Below are 18,638 nucleotides of genomic sequence, written 5' to 3' on the forward strand. Positions count from 1 at the left end.
CGCTTATGAAATCATTTCTTGTAAAAAGTGTTCTTGCCGTATGTATCACTGTCTTCTGTATATTTTATCTGGATATTATGTATGAGCAGAAATCAGATAATCCCATTGCAGAAGTGAATGCCTTTAATTTCGTCCCGGAAACCATACAGCTTGCAAACTTCGGAAGCTCCCACGGCCAATATGCTTTTGACTGGGGCGCACTGAAGGATCGCGGTATTAAATGTTTCAATTTCGCTCTTGCAAGCCAGTCTTTCAAATATGATTATGCGCTTTTAAATATGCATAAAAATGAATTTGCAGAAGGCAGTATTGCTTTTATTCCGGTATCCTATTTTTCCTTTAACAGCGAGGCCACCAATCCTGACGACATTGAGGCCATCAGTGTACGCTATTACCGTATCCTGTCTCCCCAATATAACCCTGATTACAGCCTTTATAAGGATTTGGTCGCCATACGGTTCCCTGTTCTGTCCGCAGGGGATAAAATATTTGATCTGTTTAAACCGCCGGTTACCTTTCCTTCCTTGTCCGACAACCGGCAGAATATTGTTTATGCCGCGGAAAGTTCACCTGATGTGACTGCCCAGGGTGAAAATACCGGTGCGCCGGAATCCGATACCTCTTCTGATTTATCTTCCGAAGCTCCGGTAGCTGCTGAAAATATGGAGCAGGTATACGGAACGGAAAAGGTGCAGGAATTTCAATCCAAGGGCGCTGCCAGATACCAGAGACATTTTGAAGGGAAAAGTGAATATTTTGAAGAGGATAAAGAACAGGATCTCAAGAATATGATAGAGCTGTGTCAGGAGCGTAATATCACCCCTATTCTGATTACAACCCCCTTTTCGATCTATTATAACCAATATGTTTCCGCCGATTTTATGAATGAATTTTACAGCAAAATACAGGGAATCGCTGCGGAATATGGCATTACGTATTATGATTACTCCCATGATGAACGTTTCCAGACGCATCTGCAGTACTTCGGGGATGCGGATCACCTGAACGAAGAAGGCGCAATTTATTTTACGGATATGCTGACAAAAGAAATACCCGAATTAAAAGCTTATTTAGAAACACACTGACATGGATATAAGCGTAAAAATAAGCCTGCCTCTTACACGATTGCATATCGTAAAAGCAGCAGACTTATTTTTCGCTGTAACCATGCGGTTTGGATAGTTTTTTGTTATTTAAAACAGTCAGACAGGAGCTACCGTTATTTTCCGAACCCCGCAATGTCCCCCGTCCCTCACCGCCACTCCCACGCAGCCATATTCATAAGCCCCCTCATCCTCCCGGTATTCACCGAACAAGGTTCCATCGACAGCCACCCGGACAGAACCTCCCTCCACCCGGATGGACAGCCGGTATTCTTTCCCCAATTCCCATGGAAAATCCCTGCCAAAAAGCACCTCATATTCTCCGTGATTCTTCAGCAGCCCTGCTTTTTTACCCGCCAGCAGCCCAAATGCATACGATCGCATCCCGCCCTGCACTCTGTCCTGTATCAAATGGGTTCCTTCCGTATAAGGCGTCAAAAGCCCAGTCACCTCATAATCCGTCCAGTTCCAGCCTCCCGTATAGGCCTCCCCGGAATCGCTGCAGGACAGATGGAGACGCCCCTCCCGCAGGGAAAGCATACCCTTCAGCCGTGTAAACTGGCTTATCTCCCGGTGAAGCCCGGGCCATACCTCTTCTCTCTCCTTGGAGAAGTCAATTGAATAGGATGGATTTCCTTCCCAATACAAATCATCAATACAGCAGGAAAAAGTATCCGTGCCGTCCAGTTCGTCCACCGGAGTAAAACAGACCCCTGCCTCATCCAACAGTTCCCCTTCCATCTCCGGGATTTCCCAGGACAGCACTTCCCATGTCTCCGGTTCCAGCGTCATCCAGTTTCCATAATAACAGACATCTCTGTTCCCGCCATGGACATACAGACGCGCCCTTGTTCCTGTCTCACCCTTCCCCGCCATCACTGCACAATGGAGGGTCTGCCCCGGATACACCAGCGGGGAAAAGGCAGGATCATAACGGCTGTCGTGAAAATCCCCGGGGCGGTAATAGGTTTTCTTATATACCAAGACCTCATCTCCTCTGTGCACCGGTTTACTGACACATTTCAGGGAACGTTTTCCGGTATATGCGGTCTCTTCCGTATTCCGCAGAACAGCCTCCCTTTCCTCATACCTGCCGGCATCCCGGTCAAATACCTTCATACGCAGCGCATGGGTGGAACCGGGATATTCAAAATGGCAGCTGTCCATTTTTCTCCTGAAAATATCCCTCCAGGGTTCCGGCGGCTCCTCTCCTGCTACTTTGCAGGCCAGGCCCGCAATATAGGATGCCCAGTAAGGAATATCCATGCTATTGAGCGAACCAATCACACTGGAACAGGCGAGAAAATCATGAACCGGTTCCCTCCACTTACCGTCAATGGCCGCAAGACCGCCCCGGACGCCCATGATTGTCCCCACATTCCCCACATTGCAGTCTGTATCCCAGCCGCACATGGTGCAAATCTGCAGCGTCCGGGAAAAATCCCCGTTTCCGTACAGCAGAGCCAGTATCATCACGGCACTATTCGGTATAATATGGCAGACGCCGGGATATTTATCATATCCGAAATTGGCATGGATATATGCAAAACAGGCCCGCCAGTCTTTTTTTTCTTTTTCCCAGAAGTCTGTCACTGCCCTCACCGCTCTGACATACTCGCATCGGGGAGGCAGATAGGAAAGCCCTTTTTCAATAATCGTAAGGATATCGGTTTCCACAAAAGCAAAGCTGATGCAGGCCGCCACAAACATCCCTCCGTAAACCCCGTTTCCGTCATGCGTGACGCTCGCGGCCTCTTTTGCAAATTTCACCGCCAAATCCGGATTCCCCGGGGCGGCCAGCCCCCAGGTATCAATGAAAATCTGTCCGCCGATCTGTTCCGCCGCGGCAGCTCCGTTCTGTTCGATGCTGCCGCTTCTGGGTGCGGGGATCCCATGACAGAGATTCAGATATGCCGTATGCTCGGTAGAGGTACCATAGCCGCCCCACCAGAAAAAACCATGTTCAAAGGGGGCATAATTGCGCAGGGCCTCCGCCACATCCGCAGCTTTTATCTCATACCTGTTTCTGCCCTCCTCCAGCGCCCGCAGGAAAAACAGCGGCCCGTTGCTGTCATCATCCGCCGCAAACTCGCGGTAGTCCACCAGATAGCCGTCAATGCTGCCGTATGTGTTACGGATTTTCTCATAGGTCCAGCTTTCCACCGGGGCGCCCAGGCGGATTCCGATAATTTTCCCCAGCCAGCCCGCATATATTTTCTCTATGACTTCTTCCTTCATATCTGTCTGTTTCCTCCTCCGCCTTCAGATACGTCCCATTTTCAGGAATGCGTCCCGGAATATGGCATCCCGGTTGATTTCCTTTACATTTCCGATAAGATGTCTGGTGTAGTCTCTGCTCCAGGTCAGCTGATCCGTAACGATTGGTGCGCTTGTTATCTCCCATTTGCTCCATGTCCGGTTCATAAGGCATCCCACCGCCCCCAGATCCCAGATGGTCTTGCCCCAGGCGAAGGTATCCTGCCCGTAAGCTTTTACTATAGAAATCAGATAGTCGCACAATTCATTTTTACCGCCGATGCAGCTTTCCAGCTCCGGCACGCCGGTGATCATATGAGAGGTTACAAAGTTACAGGGAACATGTAAAAGCGGAACCCCGGAGTCGAAAATCACCTGGGCGGCCAACACATCCTGGTATATATTGTACACATCGGGGGACAGGTCAAAATCATTCCCTGCCAGCCAAACCACCACAATGCGTGCGGCGATTTCCGGTTTTCTAAGCAATGCGGACGCAAGATTGGTCCCAGCACCGATCCCGACGACATACAGGGGATTTTCCGGGGAATACCGCATGGCCCGCTCCGCCAGGTCCGCGGCGGCAGCCGACGGCACCGGCAGCCGTTTATCCGTAAGATAGGAGGCGGAGCCCTTTTTGATATCACACACGCCTTCCTTATGGCACAGCTTACTGATATTCCGGATTTCCCGGTAACTCATTTCCATCCCGGTTTCCGGATCCTGTGCCCTGTCATTCATGGAAAACGGCGCCGCATACATAGCCTGTACCCGGAACCGTTCCGGGGACAAAAGCAGATAACTGATGGCAAAGGGGTCGTCCACCTCCGTGGCCGCATCCGTATCCAGCACCACATCCAGGATTCCCTCCTTCCATTCCAGCATTTTCAAACGCGTACTGTCATTGATTACCGGGGTCATTTGTCCTCCTCCTATTCTTGTTGCAATTCACGGCCTCATTGTGCCGGCGCTTCCCTCTCCGGCCCTGTGCCCCGCGGTGCCGCCATCCCGCAAGGATTCCGGTAAGGGGCGTTATAAGCACGCCGGTCCTTAGGCTGCGTCCTTTGCAGCCTTAGTACCGCTGCGTGATTATCCGAGCGAAAGCGGCCCCTGTAAGGAACCTTGCGGGATGGCGGTACCGCGGGCACAGGGCCGGAGAGGGAAGCGCCGGTACAATGAGGCCGTGAATTGTAACTATGCTTTAATCCCTGAGCTCATAGCTCCCTTGACAAATTCCTTCTGGGTACAGATAAAGAAAAGGATGACTGGGAACGACAGCAGCACCACGCCGGCCAGAGTCAGGTTCGTTTTCTGGAAATAGGTCATATTCACGGTCTGCAGCCCGACCACCAGGGTGAATTTATCCACCTTATTGATAAAAGTGGCCGGAACCATATAGGAATTCCAGGTTCCCGTAAAATTCAAAATGGCGATGGAAGCAAAGAGCGGTTTGGAAATAGGGCACACAATTCTTGCAAAAACCCCCGCATGGCCCAGGCCGTCTATTCTGGCGGCCTCCAGCAGTTCTCCCGGCACGGCGAAGAAAAACTGTCTGGACATAAATAAAAACATGGTCTGGGACATAAAGGGCAGCGTAATAGCCCAGATCGTATTATGCATATTCAGCTTTGCGAGCTGGATATACATCTGTATCATAATCAGCTGGAAAGGCACCATCATGGAGATCAGCAGTGCCCCGAAAATAATCTTTTTCCCCGGAAACCGCAATTTGGCAAGGGCATACCCGGCCATGGTGGGGAAAAGCAGGTTACCCGCCACCACAATAGCCGTAGATGCGAGCGTATTCCAGTACCACTGCAGAATCGGATACTTCGTGAACAGCTCCCGGTAATTATCCAGCGTCCATACGCTGACAGGCGCCCAGGTCTGCACATAACGGTAAGGCAGCAGCGAATTATAAAATACATACAGGACAGGCAGTAAAAAAATCAGGGAAAGACCGATTAAAACCGTATAAAGGATAATGCTCCGTATTTTCTTTCTCATATTCTATTCCCCCTCCTTACTGATAAACATCCGTACCAGTGACAGCAGAAAAATAATCGCCAACAGCACCATGGCCGCCGCACTGCCGTAGCCCATATCCATGTAGCTGAAGGACTGCTGATACAGGAAGGTGACCACCGTACTTGTGGAACCGGCCGGTGACCCTAACGGGCTTTGCTTGGAAATTGCCGCAATCTGATCAAATATCTGGAACGCATTGATCATTCCCAGGGTAATAACCAGATAAGTCGTGGGTTTTACCAGAGGCAGGGTGATATACCAGACAGCCTGGATCTTATTAGTCCCGTCAATTCTTCCGGCCTCATAAAGCTCCGCTGAAATATTCTGCAGGCCGCTGATATAAAGAATCATATAAAAGCCGATCTGCTGCCATACATAAATAATAATTACCAGAAGCAGCGCATATTTCGTGCTGGTAAACCAGGTGGTATTGTCAAAGCCAAACAGGGTAAAAAGTTTTGTCCCTATGCCGTCTTTGATAAAAAAATACATAAAGAAAATACTGACGGCAACCGACGAAATAACATAGGGCATATAATAAGTCGTACGAAAAAAAGTTTTCCCCTTTATTTTGCCGTCCAGCAACACCGCAATCAGAAAAGCAATGACCGCAAGCAGCACCACCACCACCGCAACCATGAGGAAAGTATGCTGGAGCGCCTTTAAAAAAGCCCTGTCCCGGAAGAGGCGGAAAAAATTCGCAAGCCCTACAAACTGTGTCCGTTCCGGCGTGATAAAGCTGTAATCAAAGAAGCTGAGCCTCATAGATTTTACAGCCGGAATAAAGAACCAGTAGATCCACATAAAAACGGCCGGTAACAGAAAGCATACGGCCGTAAAAACTTCTGGTTTTTTATATTTTTCCCGATATTTTCTGTTTTTCTTTTTCTCCATTTTATACCTCATGTCCGTTTTACGCGGACTTATATTCCTTTGTTAAAAATGCAGCAAATGCACGCAGGGATCGGGGCCAGGACACACCCTTATCCTGTTGCCCGATGTTCTCCAGCCCCGCTCCCTGCCGATACATTCCGTTTCCCCCGTATGGTAACTATTCAGACATAACTGAACGGTTACGTTATACGCAATCTTTAATCCGTGCCATAATCCGCTTCCAGCTGTTCCACGATTTGCTGCCCTGTCATTGTTGAACTTTCATCAAACATCGTTTCCTGCATCAGATTGATCAGACTGTCCGCAAATTTCTTGCTCTGGGTAGGATAGCTGAAAGGAGTGGAAGCATCCAGATAGCTTACCAAATCGGCCAAAGCCGGTACTTTTTCCTTATAGAGATCGAAATATTCTTCTTTGGCCGGTATAACCTCCGTAACATCCACTACCGCTTCATACAGCTTGTCGCCGCCTGCGGCATAGCTTATAGCCTGTGCCACCGCTTCGGGATGCCTGGAATTCTTTAAGGCCACCAGCGCTGCAGAATGGCAGGTGCCGCCGCCGTTTCCGTTTCCGCCCTTGGGCACAGGCAGATACTTCAGTGCAATATCCGGCGCTTCTGCGGCAAAGCTTGCCTGATACCAGGCGCCGCCTGTGGAGAACAGGGCAGACTGCTGGATCATGACCGCTCCGTCCCAGCCAAGTCCTAATTCCGTAGGAGTGACAATATAGCCTTCCCGGTATGCATCAATCAAAAACTGCAAAGCTTCCGCATTTTCTTTCGCTCCGATATTTTTGCCGAAATCCCAGCCGCCGCCAAAGGAAAGGGCGATATTGGTAAGATGGTATTCCTGTACATTCAGGCACAGAGCCGGCATATCATGCTCTTCCTTCACCTTTTTACAGATATCCAGAACCTCGTCCCAGGTCGCCGGATAGCTGTCTCCCAGGCCGAATTCCTTCCACATGCTGTCGTTGACAATGAAAACGCCGGGATTGAGGGCATAGGGAATGCCATAAACCACATCATTTATTTTCCAGGCATCCATCGCTTTGGCCCAGGTCCCTTCCAGGCTGATAACCCCGGATTCCACATATTCATCCAAAGGCTCGAACAGCCCCTGGTCGATATACTGGAGATAATGCTCATTGGTACAGGAAATAATATCCGGTGCCGTGCCTGCCGCAATCTGGGCCGGGATGTTATCCCAGAAATCGGAATCGCTGGGATATTTCAGGAATTCAATCGCAATTCCCAGATCCCCTTCAATCCCTTCAAATGCCTTTTCCAGACGTTTGGATTCATCATCAGACCAGACACCAATGGTCAGGGTAACAGCCTCTCCCGTATCATTGTCGGCCTCCACCACAGCCGCCTGTGCGGACTGGGCCGTACTTTCCGTTTCATTTACCGCAGACGTTCCTTCGGATGCGTTCTGTGCAGACTGTCCTGCGGACCCGCAGCCTGCCGCTCCCAGCAGCAAAGCCGCACACAGCAAGCTTCCCGCTGCTTTTGCCATAACTTTTCTTTTCATGCTTTACTCCCCTCTGTGCGCTTTTGTGCACATTCCATTCCGTGTTTTCTCCCTCATTGAATCAGTTAATCTCATGTAAGGCACCGGTTCCTTATGTTCTTCATTATATCGGTTCCCGGCCCGTATTCCTATTTCCATTCTTATCAAATGGAAAAACATTTTGTCCTGCGGGATAAAAAAAGAAATCGTTTTCCGGCCATTTTCCGTACTCCTGCCTGCAACAATTTCTTTTCCTTATGATTTTTGTCATTTTATTCGTATTTTTGTCCTATTGGTTTCTGAACTCTATGGGCGTAATACCTTCCTGCTTCTTAAATGCCACATGAAAAGCGGTGGTGGATGAATACCCTACCTCAAGGGCTATCTCGTATATTTTTTTATTTGTGGACTTCAGCAGCTCCCTGGCCTCTTCAATCCTGAGCTGGTTGATGTAAGCCGGGATATTCATACCCATATGTTTATTAAAAATACGGCTTGTATAACTTTCGCTCAGTTCCAGATATCCCGCAATATTGTTAAGGGTAATATCCTGCCTGAAATTTTCCCGGATATAATCACAGGCTCTGCGTACCAGCCAGTTGGCATTCTGATCCCCGGACTCCGGTATTACCCGATCCAGATATGTGTAAATCAGGCTTTCCATCTCCTCCAGTGTCTCCTGCTCCCCGATTTCCTGCAGTATCCGCACATCTTCCCAGTTCCTGCCCTGTGCCTGGATAAGCTTTACCATATCCTGGCAAAAAACAGCTACATGCCCCGGCTCCGCAATCTTTCCCCTTCTCAGCGTTTCGAAATAGGCCTGGATTTCTTCCCGGATCCCTTCCGTCCGTCCATCCACAATAGATTCCTTCAGCCGTACCTCCAGAGCCGTCATTTCTTTACAGACAGCATCCGTATTCTGGTAATATGCGAGCAGATCATCAAAATAAAAAACCTCCCGTTTCTCAAAGAAGCTCCTGTCCAGCATCCGGCAGGCCTGTTCCCAGGCTTTTTTTATTTCCTTCTCTCCGTACAGAAAGCTGCTCACCCCGAAAAGCATATCCAGATCCAGATAATTCTGGACAATGGAATGGATATGGGGAACAAGCCTGCGGATACGCAGATGGATTTCCTGTGCGCTGCCGGTATCTGAAAAGCTGATAAAAATCCCCACCGTATCCCTTGTATACTGAATGACATCGTATTCCCGGTAATGCTGCAGAGCCTGCTCCAAAATGGAGTTCAGAGAACGGTAAAACAAATCAATCCCTTTCTGTTCATACCGGCTCCCCACCTTATCCATATCCCTGATTCTGCCGGCTATCACACAAAAACAGGAGGTGTTGAATGTCAACTCCCCTTCTCCGCCCACAGAAAACCCGTCGATTTTCTGTCGCAGATATTTTTCCGCCATCATTTTCTGGCTGCATGCCTCTTCCCGGCCCGTCTGTTTTCCCTCCCCGTAATCCAGACGGAGAATCGCCGCCAGCAGGCCGCTTTCATTCAGATTGGATTTCAGTACATAGTCCGCCGCGAAGGGCCTCCCTCACGTATTCGAATTCATCATAGCAGGTCAGCATGATAACCTTTCCCGGGTACCCGGTTTCTTTCAGCCGGTGCAGCACCTGGATTCCGTTCATACCCGGCATATTGATATCCAGAACGATCAAATCCGGCCTGCATTTTTCCGCCATCTGCAGACAGCTTTCCCCGTCTGAGGCCTCCCCCGCAATTTCAAAACCATTTTCTTCCCAGCGGACGGCATGTATAATACCGATACGTACCAAAACCTCGTCGTCCACCACCAATACCTTAATCTTCCTGTTCATTTCCGCTCCCATCAGCTCTTATTCCTGCCCTTTTCTGGCGGGTATCCGTACGGTAACCTTTGTATAACACCCTTCCTTACTGTCGATGCGTATGGCATATTCCTGTCCGTAAGTGAGCTTGATACGCTGGTTTACATTATAGATCCCTATTTTATTCAGCCTTTTCTCCGACTTCCTTTCGCTGGTCAGGATTTCCTTGATTTTTTCCCCGGACAGCCCTTTTCCGTCATCCGTTACGCAAAGGAACAGATGTGCCTCCTCCAGATGAATATCAATTTTTATTGTGGCACAGATATCATTGTTGTCAAAACCATGGAGAACCGCATTTTCCACCAGCGGCTGGAGGATAAAACGCAGGACTTCATATTGCGCCGCTTCCTTCTGCACATCGAAAATAAAGGAAAACCGTTCGAAATATCTGAAATTTAAGATCCGGATATAATTCTGTATAAAGTCAACTTCCCTGTCCACAGGAACAAATTCACTGGTATCCTCCGCCACATAATTCAAAACCCTGACCAGGGCATCCAGCATCTGAGTCACCTTATCGGCTCCCTGCAGTTCCGAAAGCCATCGGATGGAATTCAGCGTATTATACATAAAATGCGGATTAATCTGGGATTGCAGAGCCAGCATCTCCATTTCCCGTTTTTCTTTTTCTTTTTCCTTCATTTCCATAAACATGGCATTAATCCGCTTTACCATATGGTTAAATTTCCGGGACAATATCTTCATTTCCCCATGAAATTCCTCCGTCTGAAGAGACAGATCCCCGGATTCCACGGATTCCATGGTGCCGATCAGCCGCAGCACCGGCTGTGTTATCGTATTGGAAATTTTGATACTCACAAAAAAGAGCAGAATTCCAAGCCCCAGCATGACAGCAACTGCCAGTGTAAAGGTATAGGCGATGTTTTTCACCGCATCTCCGATAGGCACGAACTGATAAATCTTCCCATCCATATATGCCAGGGGAAGAACGGCAAGATAATAGGTCTGGTTGCCGAAATGGGCCTGACTGAGCTTTCCTTCCTCCTCCGCCTCCAGGGTGTTCTCCTTCAGATATTCCTCTATTTCCTGCTTTTTCTCCTCTCCCCCCGGCAAAATCAGCTTTCCATTCTTATCCGTTACCGCTATGATGCTCTCACTGTACTCCGACGAATCCCATAACCGAGCAAAATTTTCCACCGAACAGTCAATCACAATCATCCCCAGATACTCCCCTGTATCCGGATCCAGAATCCCTCTGGCAATGGACAGCACGTCCCATTGCTGGGATACCGCTTTTTCTTCATGCACCCCGATAATAAAAGGCTTTCCGTTCCCCTCCTTCACCTCCCGGTACCAGCTCTCCGTTTCAATACGGTAGCTTCCCGCCACGGAATTCCGGGAACGATACGCATAATAATCCATATTGGCCGGGAAGAGAAATACAGCGTCAATCTGGTTATGCATATAATAAACATGCTTATACAGCTTTGGCCCGATGGCATTCACATCATTGATCTGGGCCACCACCCGCTTTTCATTTTCGATCCCCTTATAATCCTTGCGCAGGATATCCATAATCTCCGAATCCAGATAAGGGAACTCCGATAATTTAACCATACTGTCAAAATAATTATCGATGCTCTTTTTAATCTGGTAATTACTGCTGTAAATGGATTTGCTGATGCTCTCTTTGGTAAGGTGCTCCCAAAGCGTCCCCAGCAGCAAAAGCATAAAGATAACGGTAATACATATGATTAACAAATAACCCAGCAAAATTTTCTTTTTTATGGACAGATCTTTTAATTTTCCGAATTTCATCCTTTTACCCGTACCTTTTCCCATTTGCATCTTATTATACAACATCTGTTCCTTCTTCATCAATTCTACTTTTCTGTCCCCTGTTTCTACTGCGAAAGGCATAAGCGTTGCTGTTTGCAGCTGCTCTTTGTCTGCCGGAAGAGATATCCATAGACAAGGGGGCTGTAACTAGTCATGCTTACACAAAATCCCCGTACAACAAGACAAGCGAATAACCCGCATGAAAAAATTTCATTCCATCCCTTCCCCGCCGCTATAGTATACTGAAAAAAGACCGGCAGAGCCTTGTTCCGGCTTCCTCCGGCCAGCTTCATATTACATACTCAAACTTCGCAGGTGCCAAATAGCCCTCCGCCCGCTGCCAGAACGGCACCTCCAGGGACTGAAAAGGAATTTTCCCCAGTGCCTTTCGAATTACTTTAGTAATTTACCATGGAGATGAGACCGGTCAAGTGTGTCAGCCTTATCTGACACACTTGACGTCTTCGGGCTCGTCGAAATGCTCGGTCTGATGGACTGGCGAAAATCCTTTTCAGTCCCTGGGGGTGCCGCTCTGGCAGCGGACGGAGGGCTATTTGGCACCTGCGAAGTTTGAGATATATAAAACAGGAGAAAAACCGACATGAAAATTACCGATATCAAAGCCGAAAAGGTCCGTATAGAACTCACCGCCCCCTTCCGGGTAGCTTTTGCTGAAATCAACTATTCGGAAAACCTGCTTCTGAAGATCCGCACCGACGAAGGAATCGATGGCTATGGAGAAGCCGCTCCTATGCCTTTTGTAACCGGCGAAACCATTGACAGTGTGATCAGCGTCATCAACCTCCTGCGCCCCGGCCTCATCGGTATGAATCCTATGGATATCGAAAAAATCCATGAGCGGATGGATAGTTGTATCTATGGAAACAGTTCCGCCAAATGCGCCGTAGATCTGGCCATGTACGATCTCATGGGAAAATTCATGGGACAGCCCGTTTACAAACTCCTTGGCGGCTATTCCAACCGTGTCCAAAATGACATCACCATAGGCATCAACACCCCTGAGCTCATGGCCGAAGAAGCCAGGCAGCACGTCCTCAGGGACGGCTTCCATATTCTCAAAATCAAAGCAGGCATCCATCCGGAGGAAGATATCCGTGCCATGCATCTCATCCGTGAAGCGGTCGGCCCCCATATCCGTCTCCGTGTAGACGCCAACCAGGGCTATACTGCCAGCGATGCCGTTTATGCCCTCCAGGAATTCAAAAAAGCCGGAATCGAGGCGGTGGAACAATGCCTCCCCTACTGGGATTTTGAAGGCTCCACCTATGTCCGCAGCAAAGTGAGCGGAATCCGCATCATGCTGGACGAATCCATCCACAACCACCTGGATGCCGCCCGCGCCTGCAAAAACGGCTGCGCCGACATTCTGAATATCAAACTCATGAAATGCGGCGGCCTTTTTCGTGCCTCCCAGATTAATGCCATTGCCGAAGCCTTCGGCGTTACCTGCATGGTAGGCTGCATGATGGAGACCAAACTCGCCACCACCGCAGGCGTGAGCCTCGTAGCGGCCAAGAAAAATATTACCGAAGCCGACTGTGACAGCTTCCTCTTCTATGCCGACGAACAGACCGGTATGACCGGCGGCTTCACCCGGGAGAATGACATCTTCACCCTCCTTGACGCCCCCGGCTTCGGACTGGATATTTCCTTCTGATCCGCCGTTTCATAATTCCATGCACACAAAAGCCGCCATCCTTCCACAATCCGATGGCGGCTTTTGTATTCCCCTTTCTTCTATTTCCCCTTCCTTTCTCTTATTCCCGAGGGACATTTGTTTTCCGGTATTGCTCCACATATCCCCTTGCGTCTTCCGGCATCACCTCAAATTTCTCCAAAACCATTTTCACCGTCTGTTCAAAGGAAATTCCCAGGTCCTCACAGATTTCTACGAAAGCCTTAATCCCAATCCGCACTCCCTCGTTTTTTCCTTCCTTTTTTGCCATCTCTGCTATCTCTTCCAATGCCTTACACATATCTACACCTCCCTTCCCATCATTCCTGTCCGCCTTCCACCACGCATCCGTATGAAGCAGCTCCCTCAGACAATCAAACGTATCATAAGAGATATGCCGGAACACTTCCGGCCTCTCCTGAATATACCTCTTCATCCCATCTCCATCGGAAGCCATACCCAATAGAGAAAAAACATGCTTTAAATCCGTCTTAAAGTTCTCGGGATCCACATTGGATGCCTGCACCAGATTCAATTTGTAATTTACTATAAAAGGCTTCATATCCTCATACTCTTCCGGGATATCCAGCATATCATAAAGCTCCAGCGGTCCCTCCCATCTGTCCGTTCCATAATAAAAACAAATCGTGACCACAGGCGCTAGCCTGTCCTCCCGCAGCAAACCTGACAAAAATTCCGCACTGTCCCGGTAATCCTTTGCCTTCCGGTGTTTATCCGCCAGTATTTTCACCTGTCCCGCATAATTCATGGCATCGTAGAGCATCTCCCTCACCGGCATGGCATAATGGGTTTCCCCCTGTCCCTCTACCGCAAAGACGGCATAAGCAGTACGCCCCGACGCTTTACAAACAGCATCCCGATACCTCCTCACCGTTACTTTGTCCCCCTCTTTATCCAAAAAAGAAAGCACAGATTTCCCTGACAGATTTTCTAACCTATCCGCCCTCAGCACCTGCTTTCCCTGAAAAAGGGAACCATTAAACAAATCGCTGAAATGTTCCGGTTTCTCCAGAAATTTCATAACTGCAAGATCTTTATCCCTTGCCATATAAACACATCTCCTCCTCATGATTTAATGATAAATCCAAAAGATATGTGCTTTATATGGATTATTATAGAGATATTCCTGAAAAAAAGCAATTCCTTCGGATATAAAAAAATAAAACAGTCTTAAGTGGAATACTTGGCTGACAACGCCGAAAAAAGAGAAAATCTGATTCAGATAATTTATTTATATCACATTTGCCTTAAAAACAAAACCCTTAACATATTAACTTTCCATAAACTTCGTTTCTGGGTAACCGTTCAGACGGAACCCAATTGATACCGCATCCGTCAGCGCAGGGACCGCCTTCTCAATGAAACAGCTTCATAATCTCGCTGATAAACGCCCTCTCCACCCGGGTTAGCTCCGTCTGATTCTTTTTAATCCACCCGAATTCATACTTCAGATTCACGTTCTGATACGGATAAATCACCATGGAGATGGGCAGGTTCAGCTTACTGTATATCTTTGCGCTCTGGGCCACGCAGAAATAGGCAGGAATCTGCCCGCACAGACTCACCGCCGTATCATTATCCGCCACATAGACCACCCGGGGATTCCCGAACGCCGTACGGATTTCTTTTTCCTCCCGGATAAACGGATAAATCGTCTCCTTTGTCATAATCAACAGCTGATCGGACAAAAGCCCCTTCCGAAGCCGGGTAACCCCCAGCTCATTCACAGGGTTGTTCCTGTCCACGGCCACTCCCACGTTCAGCCTCCCCAGGGCATGATACTCCAAATCATTCTGGGAGAAAACGGAACAGGCTTCCTCTGTATACAGATTCAGCGTCATCAGAATTCCCAGATCGCATCTTCCCTCTTTCACATCGGTAAAAACCTCCGAATAGGTTTTCTGGTAGAACTGGAAATCGGTATCCGCGTTCAGATGCTGGGCAAGAAGCCTGGCAAAGATTTCGCTGGCAAAAAGCATCTGGCCGCAGGAAGCGCTGAATTTCAGGGGCTGGCCTTTTTTCTCCTCAGCCTGGACGGCCATGCTCTTTATCCGTTCCACATGCTGCAGGGTTTTTTCCGCTTCTGCCAGAAAAGATCTTCCGAAGTCCGTGGTTGCAATCCCTTCCGTAGTGCGGATGAAAATCTGCTGCTCCAGCTCCAGTTCCAGGGCATGGATCGATTTACTCAATGCGGACTGGGAAATATAAAGGGTCTGGGCCGCTCTGCTGAACGATCCCAGACGGTTGATTTCACTTGCATAAATGAGCTGATTCAGATTCATATACGCATATCCCTTCCTGCCAGACGGCCTGCACATCCTCCAGCGCACGGATGTTTTCGCCCGGATTTCCCCTTACTGCAAGCAGATCCGCCAGACAGCCCTCCCGGATCAGCCCCAGGCTGTCCGAAAGCCCCAGTGCCTTTGCGCCGTTTCCGGTGGCACAGGCGATTGCTTCCATAGGGGATATCCCATATTGTACCATAAGATCGCATTCCCTGGCTACCGGAGATGCCTGGGGATGGCTGCAGGCATCCGTATCCGTTCCCGTTGCCACAAGAACGCCCGTATCATAGAGTTTTTTAAACATATCCCGATAGGTTTCCACCGTATCCTTCAGATATGCCCCGTTACTGCTCAAATCCCCGTCCGCCAGGTTGTTTTTCACCAGTTCGTACGCATAATGGAATACATAGATGGTGGGAACCCATGTCTGTCCGTTATCCCGCATCCGCTCCGCCTGTTCCACACGCAGATGCGTACCGTGCTCTATACTGTCACAGCCGGCCTGGATACACATTTCCATAGACGGCCCATAGCCTGCATGCGCCGCCACCTTCCGTCCGAACCGGTGGGCCTCCGCCACCGCCGCATCAAGCTCTTCCTGGTTAAATTCCTCTCCCCGGTATGCTTCGCTGTCCAGAAGCTTGATACAGTCGGCGCCATCCCGGATATTGCGTCGTACCGCTCTCCGGACGGCTTCCGCACCGTCCACTTCCTCTACCGCTCCTGTCATGCTGCAGCCATGACCGCCCGTAATGCACAGCCCCCGGAGGCTGGTAACAATACGGGGAGCACGGAGATACCCCGCGGCAGCGGCCTCCTTCAGAACCGTGCCGATGCCGTCGGCGCTGGACATATCCCGGATAGTGGTCACTCCGGCCTTCAGGGTATCTTCCATCCGCTTTCCTATAAAATAAGCCCGCAGCATCCTGTCCTCAGCGAGCCTTTCCGCATTTTTCTCCCCGTAATAATAGCCGATATGGGTATGCATATCAATCATACCCGGCATCAGCGTACAGCCCGGAAGCCGGATTTCTTCTTCCGGAAACAGACGGCGAAGCTCTTCCGCCCTGCCTGCTGCCAGAATCCGTTTCCCCCGCAGCACCACAGCTCCCTGTTCAATCACGGTTTTTCCATCCCCGGTTATCAATCTGTCCGCTACAAGCATCCCTTATTTCTCCTTCGCTATAGTACTAAGCCAGTTCCCCCGCGCGGATGCACATAACCTTATGCCCATCCTCCGGCTCCACCACCCTGACATGTTCCCTGCATTCTTCCCTGGCATAAGGGCATCTCCCTGCAAATCTGCAGCCTGCCGGAGGATTATAAGGCGTGGGAAGATCCCCCTCCAGAAGAATCCTGTTTTTTTCCTCTTTTTCTTTTCTGGTAAAAGCAGGGGCCGCGGAAAGCAGCGCCCGGGTATAAGGGTGGGCCGGGGTATCAAAAATCTGCTTCTTGCTTCCCATTTCCACAATCTGCCCCAGATACATCACCGCCACATCGTCACTGATAAAACGGACAATGCTCAGATCATGGGAAATAAAAAGATAGGTAAGCCCCATATCCTCCTGCATATCCTTCAGCAGGTTAATGATCTGGGCCTGTATGGAAACGTCCAGCGCAGATACGGCCTCGTCGCAGACCACAAATTCCGGGCTGACCGCCAGCGCCCTGGCAATGCTGATACGCTGTCTCTGCCCGCCGGAAAACTGATGGGGAAACCGAAGGGCCTGCTCCGGAAACAGACCGCATTTTTCCATGACAGCCTCCACCCGTTCCTCCAGTTCCGTCCGGGAAGACACCAGTTTATGGGCCAGCAGCCCTTCCCCTATCAAATCATATACTGTCATTCTTGGATCCAGTGAGGAATAAGGATCCTGAAAAATAATCTGCATTTTCCTGCGCAGTTTATGCAGGGTATCCCCGGCGGCCGTACACACATCCACTCCGTCGATAAGAACCTGTCCCTGTGTGGCGGGCGTAAGTCCCAGTATTGTCCGGCCGGCCGTGGATTTTCCGCAGCCGCTTTCCCCCACAAGCCCAAGGACCTTTCCTTTGGGTATGGTAAAGCTGACATCGTCCACCGCCTGGACATATCCCAATGTATGCTGGATAAAACCTCCCTTTACCGGGAAATATTTTTTCAGATTCCGTACTTCTACCATCGTTTCCATTGTTCATCCTTCCGCAAAACCAGTTTACTCGCAGCCGCCGCCGTATTTCCAGCAGAACACCTGATGCTCTCCGGAAATCCGGGAGGCCTCCGGGAATTCCTTTTCACATTTCTTCCCCGCATACCGGCATCTGGGGTGGAACGGGCAGCCTTCGGGTTTATCGTTCAGGGAGGGCACATTTCCCGGTATCACCTCCAGGCGGTCGCCTTCAAAATCCGCACGCGGCCTGGAATGGATCAGTCCCAGGGTATAAGGATGGGCGGCGTGCTCAAAAAGCTCGTCCGTGGGTGCCACTTCACACACCCTTCCGCCGTACATCACCACAACGCGATCCGCCATTTCACTGATCACCCCCAGATCATGGGTGATAAAAATACAGGAGCTTCCCGTCTCCGCCTTCAGCTCATTCATCAAATCCAGAATCTGCGCCTGTATGGTCACGTCCAGCGCAGTCGTTGGTTCATCGGCAATGATCAGCTTCGGGGAAGTGATAAGCGCCATAGCAATCATCACTCTCTGGCGCATTCCCCCGGAAAGGCTGAAGGGAAAACGGAACATCATTTCTTCAGGCATGGGGATCTTCACCTTTTTCAGATATTCCACACACCGTTCCCTGGCCTGTCTGTCACTGATTTTCTGGTGGTTTTTCAGGGCTTCCTTCATCTGATCGCCAATCGTATACAGAGGATTCAGCGCGGTCATCGGCTCCTGGAAAATGATAGAAATATCCTTTCCCCGGATTTTCCGCAGTTCTTTTTCATTCATCTGCAGGGTATCCCTGCCTTCGAAAAGGATCCGGCCGCTTTCATATTTCACGTTGCCGCCCTGCACCAGCTTGACCACGGACATACAGCTTACGCTTTTTCCGCAGCCGCTTTCCCCCACAACACCCAGGGTTTCTCCCCTTTTAACTTCAAAGGACACATCATCAACTGCCTTGAGTACCGCGTCGTCCGTCACAAAATAGGTTTTCAGATTCTGTATGGAAAGCAGCGTTCCCTGTTCACTCATGTT

Annotated in this window: 15 protein-coding genes; 2 read left to right on the forward strand and 13 right to left on the reverse strand. The window is 49.6% G+C overall.

Annotated elements, in window-relative coordinates:
- Window positions 1–5 precede the first annotated feature (5 nt).
- Window positions 6–1,085, forward strand: a complete 1,080-nt coding sequence (locus DXA36_RS04540) for a D-alanyl-lipoteichoic acid biosynthesis protein DltD (protein ID WP_118676763.1) — start codon at window positions 6–8, stop codon at window positions 1,083–1,085.
- Window positions 1,086–1,202: 117 nt separating this feature from the next.
- Here DXA36_RS04540 and DXA36_RS04545 read toward each other — a convergent pair whose 3' ends face one another.
- From DXA36_RS04545 to DXA36_RS04580, 8 genes are all read right to left on the reverse strand, one after another.
- Entirely contained in the window at window positions 1,203–3,341 is a 2,139-nt protein-coding gene (locus tag DXA36_RS04545) for an ADP-ribosylglycohydrolase family protein (RefSeq protein WP_118676765.1), read from the reverse strand.
- 24 nt (window positions 3,342–3,365) lie between these two features.
- Window positions 3,366–4,280, reverse strand: coding sequence for a nucleoside hydrolase (locus tag DXA36_RS04550; protein WP_118676767.1), 915 nt, complete (start codon window positions 4,278–4,280; stop codon window positions 3,366–3,368).
- Between the two features lie 273 nt (window positions 4,281–4,553).
- Entirely contained in the window at window positions 4,554–5,366 is an 813-nt protein-coding gene (locus DXA36_RS04555; protein ID WP_118676769.1) for a carbohydrate ABC transporter permease, read from the reverse strand.
- 3 nt (window positions 5,367–5,369) lie between these two features.
- Entirely contained in the window at window positions 5,370–6,281 is a 912-nt protein-coding gene (locus DXA36_RS04560; protein WP_243114567.1) for a carbohydrate ABC transporter permease, read from the reverse strand.
- 197 nt (window positions 6,282–6,478) lie between these two features.
- Window positions 6,479–7,813, reverse strand: coding sequence for an ABC transporter substrate-binding protein (locus DXA36_RS04565; protein WP_118676773.1), 1,335 nt, complete (start codon window positions 7,811–7,813; stop codon window positions 6,479–6,481).
- 268 nt (window positions 7,814–8,081) lie between these two features.
- Entirely contained in the window at window positions 8,082–9,209 is a 1,128-nt protein-coding gene (locus tag DXA36_RS04570; protein ID WP_118676775.1) for a helix-turn-helix transcriptional regulator, read from the reverse strand.
- Between the two features lie 82 nt (window positions 9,210–9,291).
- Window positions 9,292–9,621 carry a response regulator gene (locus DXA36_RS04575; RefSeq protein WP_182478930.1) on the reverse strand — a complete coding sequence of 110 codons (330 nt, stop codon included), beginning with the start codon at window positions 9,619–9,621 and terminating at the stop codon, window positions 9,292–9,294.
- 18 nt (window positions 9,622–9,639) lie between these two features.
- A complete protein-coding gene (locus tag DXA36_RS04580; RefSeq protein ID WP_207666343.1) occupies window positions 9,640–11,475 on the reverse strand; it encodes a cache domain-containing sensor histidine kinase in 1,836 nt (611 codons plus the stop codon).
- A gap of 577 nt (window positions 11,476–12,052) precedes the next feature.
- On the opposite strand from DXA36_RS04580, the gene DXA36_RS04590 reads away from it, so the two are divergent.
- On the forward strand, window positions 12,053–13,129 hold the full coding sequence (locus DXA36_RS04590) for a mandelate racemase/muconate lactonizing enzyme family protein (protein ID WP_118676783.1): 1,077 nt from the start codon (window positions 12,053–12,055) through the stop codon (window positions 13,127–13,129).
- A 100-nt stretch (window positions 13,130–13,229) separates the two neighbouring features.
- On the opposite strand, the gene DXA36_RS04595 is transcribed toward DXA36_RS04590, so the two are convergent.
- From DXA36_RS04595 to DXA36_RS04615, 5 genes are all read right to left on the reverse strand, one after another.
- Window positions 13,230–14,216: an Rpn family recombination-promoting nuclease/putative transposase gene (locus DXA36_RS04595; protein WP_118676784.1), complete on the reverse strand. Its 987-nt coding sequence runs from the start codon at window positions 14,214–14,216 to the stop codon at window positions 13,230–13,232.
- A gap of 307 nt (window positions 14,217–14,523) precedes the next feature.
- Window positions 14,524–15,450 (reverse strand): LysR family transcriptional regulator, encoded by a 927-nt coding sequence (locus DXA36_RS04600; RefSeq protein ID WP_182478932.1) that lies wholly within the window; start codon window positions 15,448–15,450, stop codon window positions 14,524–14,526.
- Window positions 15,419–16,618 carry an amidohydrolase family protein gene (locus DXA36_RS04605; protein ID WP_118676788.1) on the reverse strand — a complete coding sequence of 400 codons (1,200 nt, stop codon included), beginning with the start codon at window positions 16,616–16,618 and terminating at the stop codon, window positions 15,419–15,421. Before DXA36_RS04605 ends, DXA36_RS04600 begins: the two co-directional genes overlap by 32 nt.
- A 25-nt stretch (window positions 16,619–16,643) precedes the next feature.
- Window positions 16,644–17,624, reverse strand: a complete 981-nt coding sequence (locus tag DXA36_RS04610) for an ABC transporter ATP-binding protein (protein WP_118676790.1) — start codon at window positions 17,622–17,624, stop codon at window positions 16,644–16,646.
- A gap of 24 nt (window positions 17,625–17,648) precedes the next feature.
- The gene (locus DXA36_RS04615) at window positions 17,649–18,635 is read right to left on the reverse strand and encodes an ABC transporter ATP-binding protein (protein ID WP_118676792.1); all 987 of its coding nucleotides are present in this window, start codon (window positions 18,633–18,635) and stop codon (window positions 17,649–17,651) included.
- Between the last annotated feature and the right edge of the window lie 3 nt (window positions 18,636–18,638).

This window comes from Eisenbergiella sp. OF01-20 (assembly GCF_003478085.1).
GTDB lineage: Bacteria > Bacillota > Clostridia > Lachnospirales > Lachnospiraceae > Eisenbergiella.

Excerpts from the sequence above, each read along its gene's own strand:
- DXA36_RS04540 (WP_118676763.1), top strand. The coding sequence starts at position 6 with ATGAAATCATTTCTTGTAAAAAGTGTTCTTGCCGTATGTATCACTGTC.
- DXA36_RS04545 (WP_118676765.1), bottom strand. The coding sequence starts at position 3,341 with ATGAAGGAAGAAGTCATAGAGAAAATATATGCGGGCTGGCTGGGGAAA.
- DXA36_RS04550 (WP_118676767.1), bottom strand. The coding sequence starts at position 4,280 with ATGACCCCGGTAATCAATGACAGTACGCGTTTGAAAATGCTGGAATGG.
- DXA36_RS04555 (WP_118676769.1), bottom strand. The coding sequence starts at position 5,366 with ATGAGAAAGAAAATACGGAGCATTATCCTTTATACGGTTTTAATCGGT.
- DXA36_RS04560 (WP_243114567.1), bottom strand. The coding sequence starts at position 6,281 with ATGGAGAAAAAGAAAAACAGAAAATATCGGGAAAAATATAAAAAACCA.
- DXA36_RS04565 (WP_118676773.1), bottom strand. The coding sequence starts at position 7,813 with ATGAAAAGAAAAGTTATGGCAAAAGCAGCGGGAAGCTTGCTGTGTGCG.
- DXA36_RS04570 (WP_118676775.1), bottom strand. The coding sequence starts at position 9,209 with ATGATGGCGGAAAAATATCTGCGACAGAAAATCGACGGGTTTTCTGTG.
- DXA36_RS04575 (WP_182478930.1), bottom strand. The coding sequence starts at position 9,621 with ATGAACAGGAAGATTAAGGTATTGGTGGTGGACGACGAGGTTTTGGTA.
- DXA36_RS04580 (WP_207666343.1), bottom strand. The coding sequence starts at position 11,475 with ATGTTGTATAATAAGATGCAAATGGGAAAAGGTACGGGTAAAAGGATG.
- DXA36_RS04590 (WP_118676783.1), top strand. The coding sequence starts at position 12,053 with ATGAAAATTACCGATATCAAAGCCGAAAAGGTCCGTATAGAACTCACC.
- DXA36_RS04595 (WP_118676784.1), bottom strand. The coding sequence starts at position 14,216 with ATGGCAAGGGATAAAGATCTTGCAGTTATGAAATTTCTGGAGAAACCG.
- DXA36_RS04600 (WP_182478932.1), bottom strand. The coding sequence starts at position 15,450 with ATGAATCTGAATCAGCTCATTTATGCAAGTGAAATCAACCGTCTGGGA.
- DXA36_RS04605 (WP_118676788.1), bottom strand. The coding sequence starts at position 16,618 with ATGCTTGTAGCGGACAGATTGATAACCGGGGATGGAAAAACCGTGATT.
- DXA36_RS04610 (WP_118676790.1), bottom strand. The coding sequence starts at position 17,624 with ATGGAAACGATGGTAGAAGTACGGAATCTGAAAAAATATTTCCCGGTA.
- DXA36_RS04615 (WP_118676792.1), bottom strand. The coding sequence starts at position 18,635 with ATGAGTGAACAGGGAACGCTGCTTTCCATACAGAATCTGAAAACCTAT.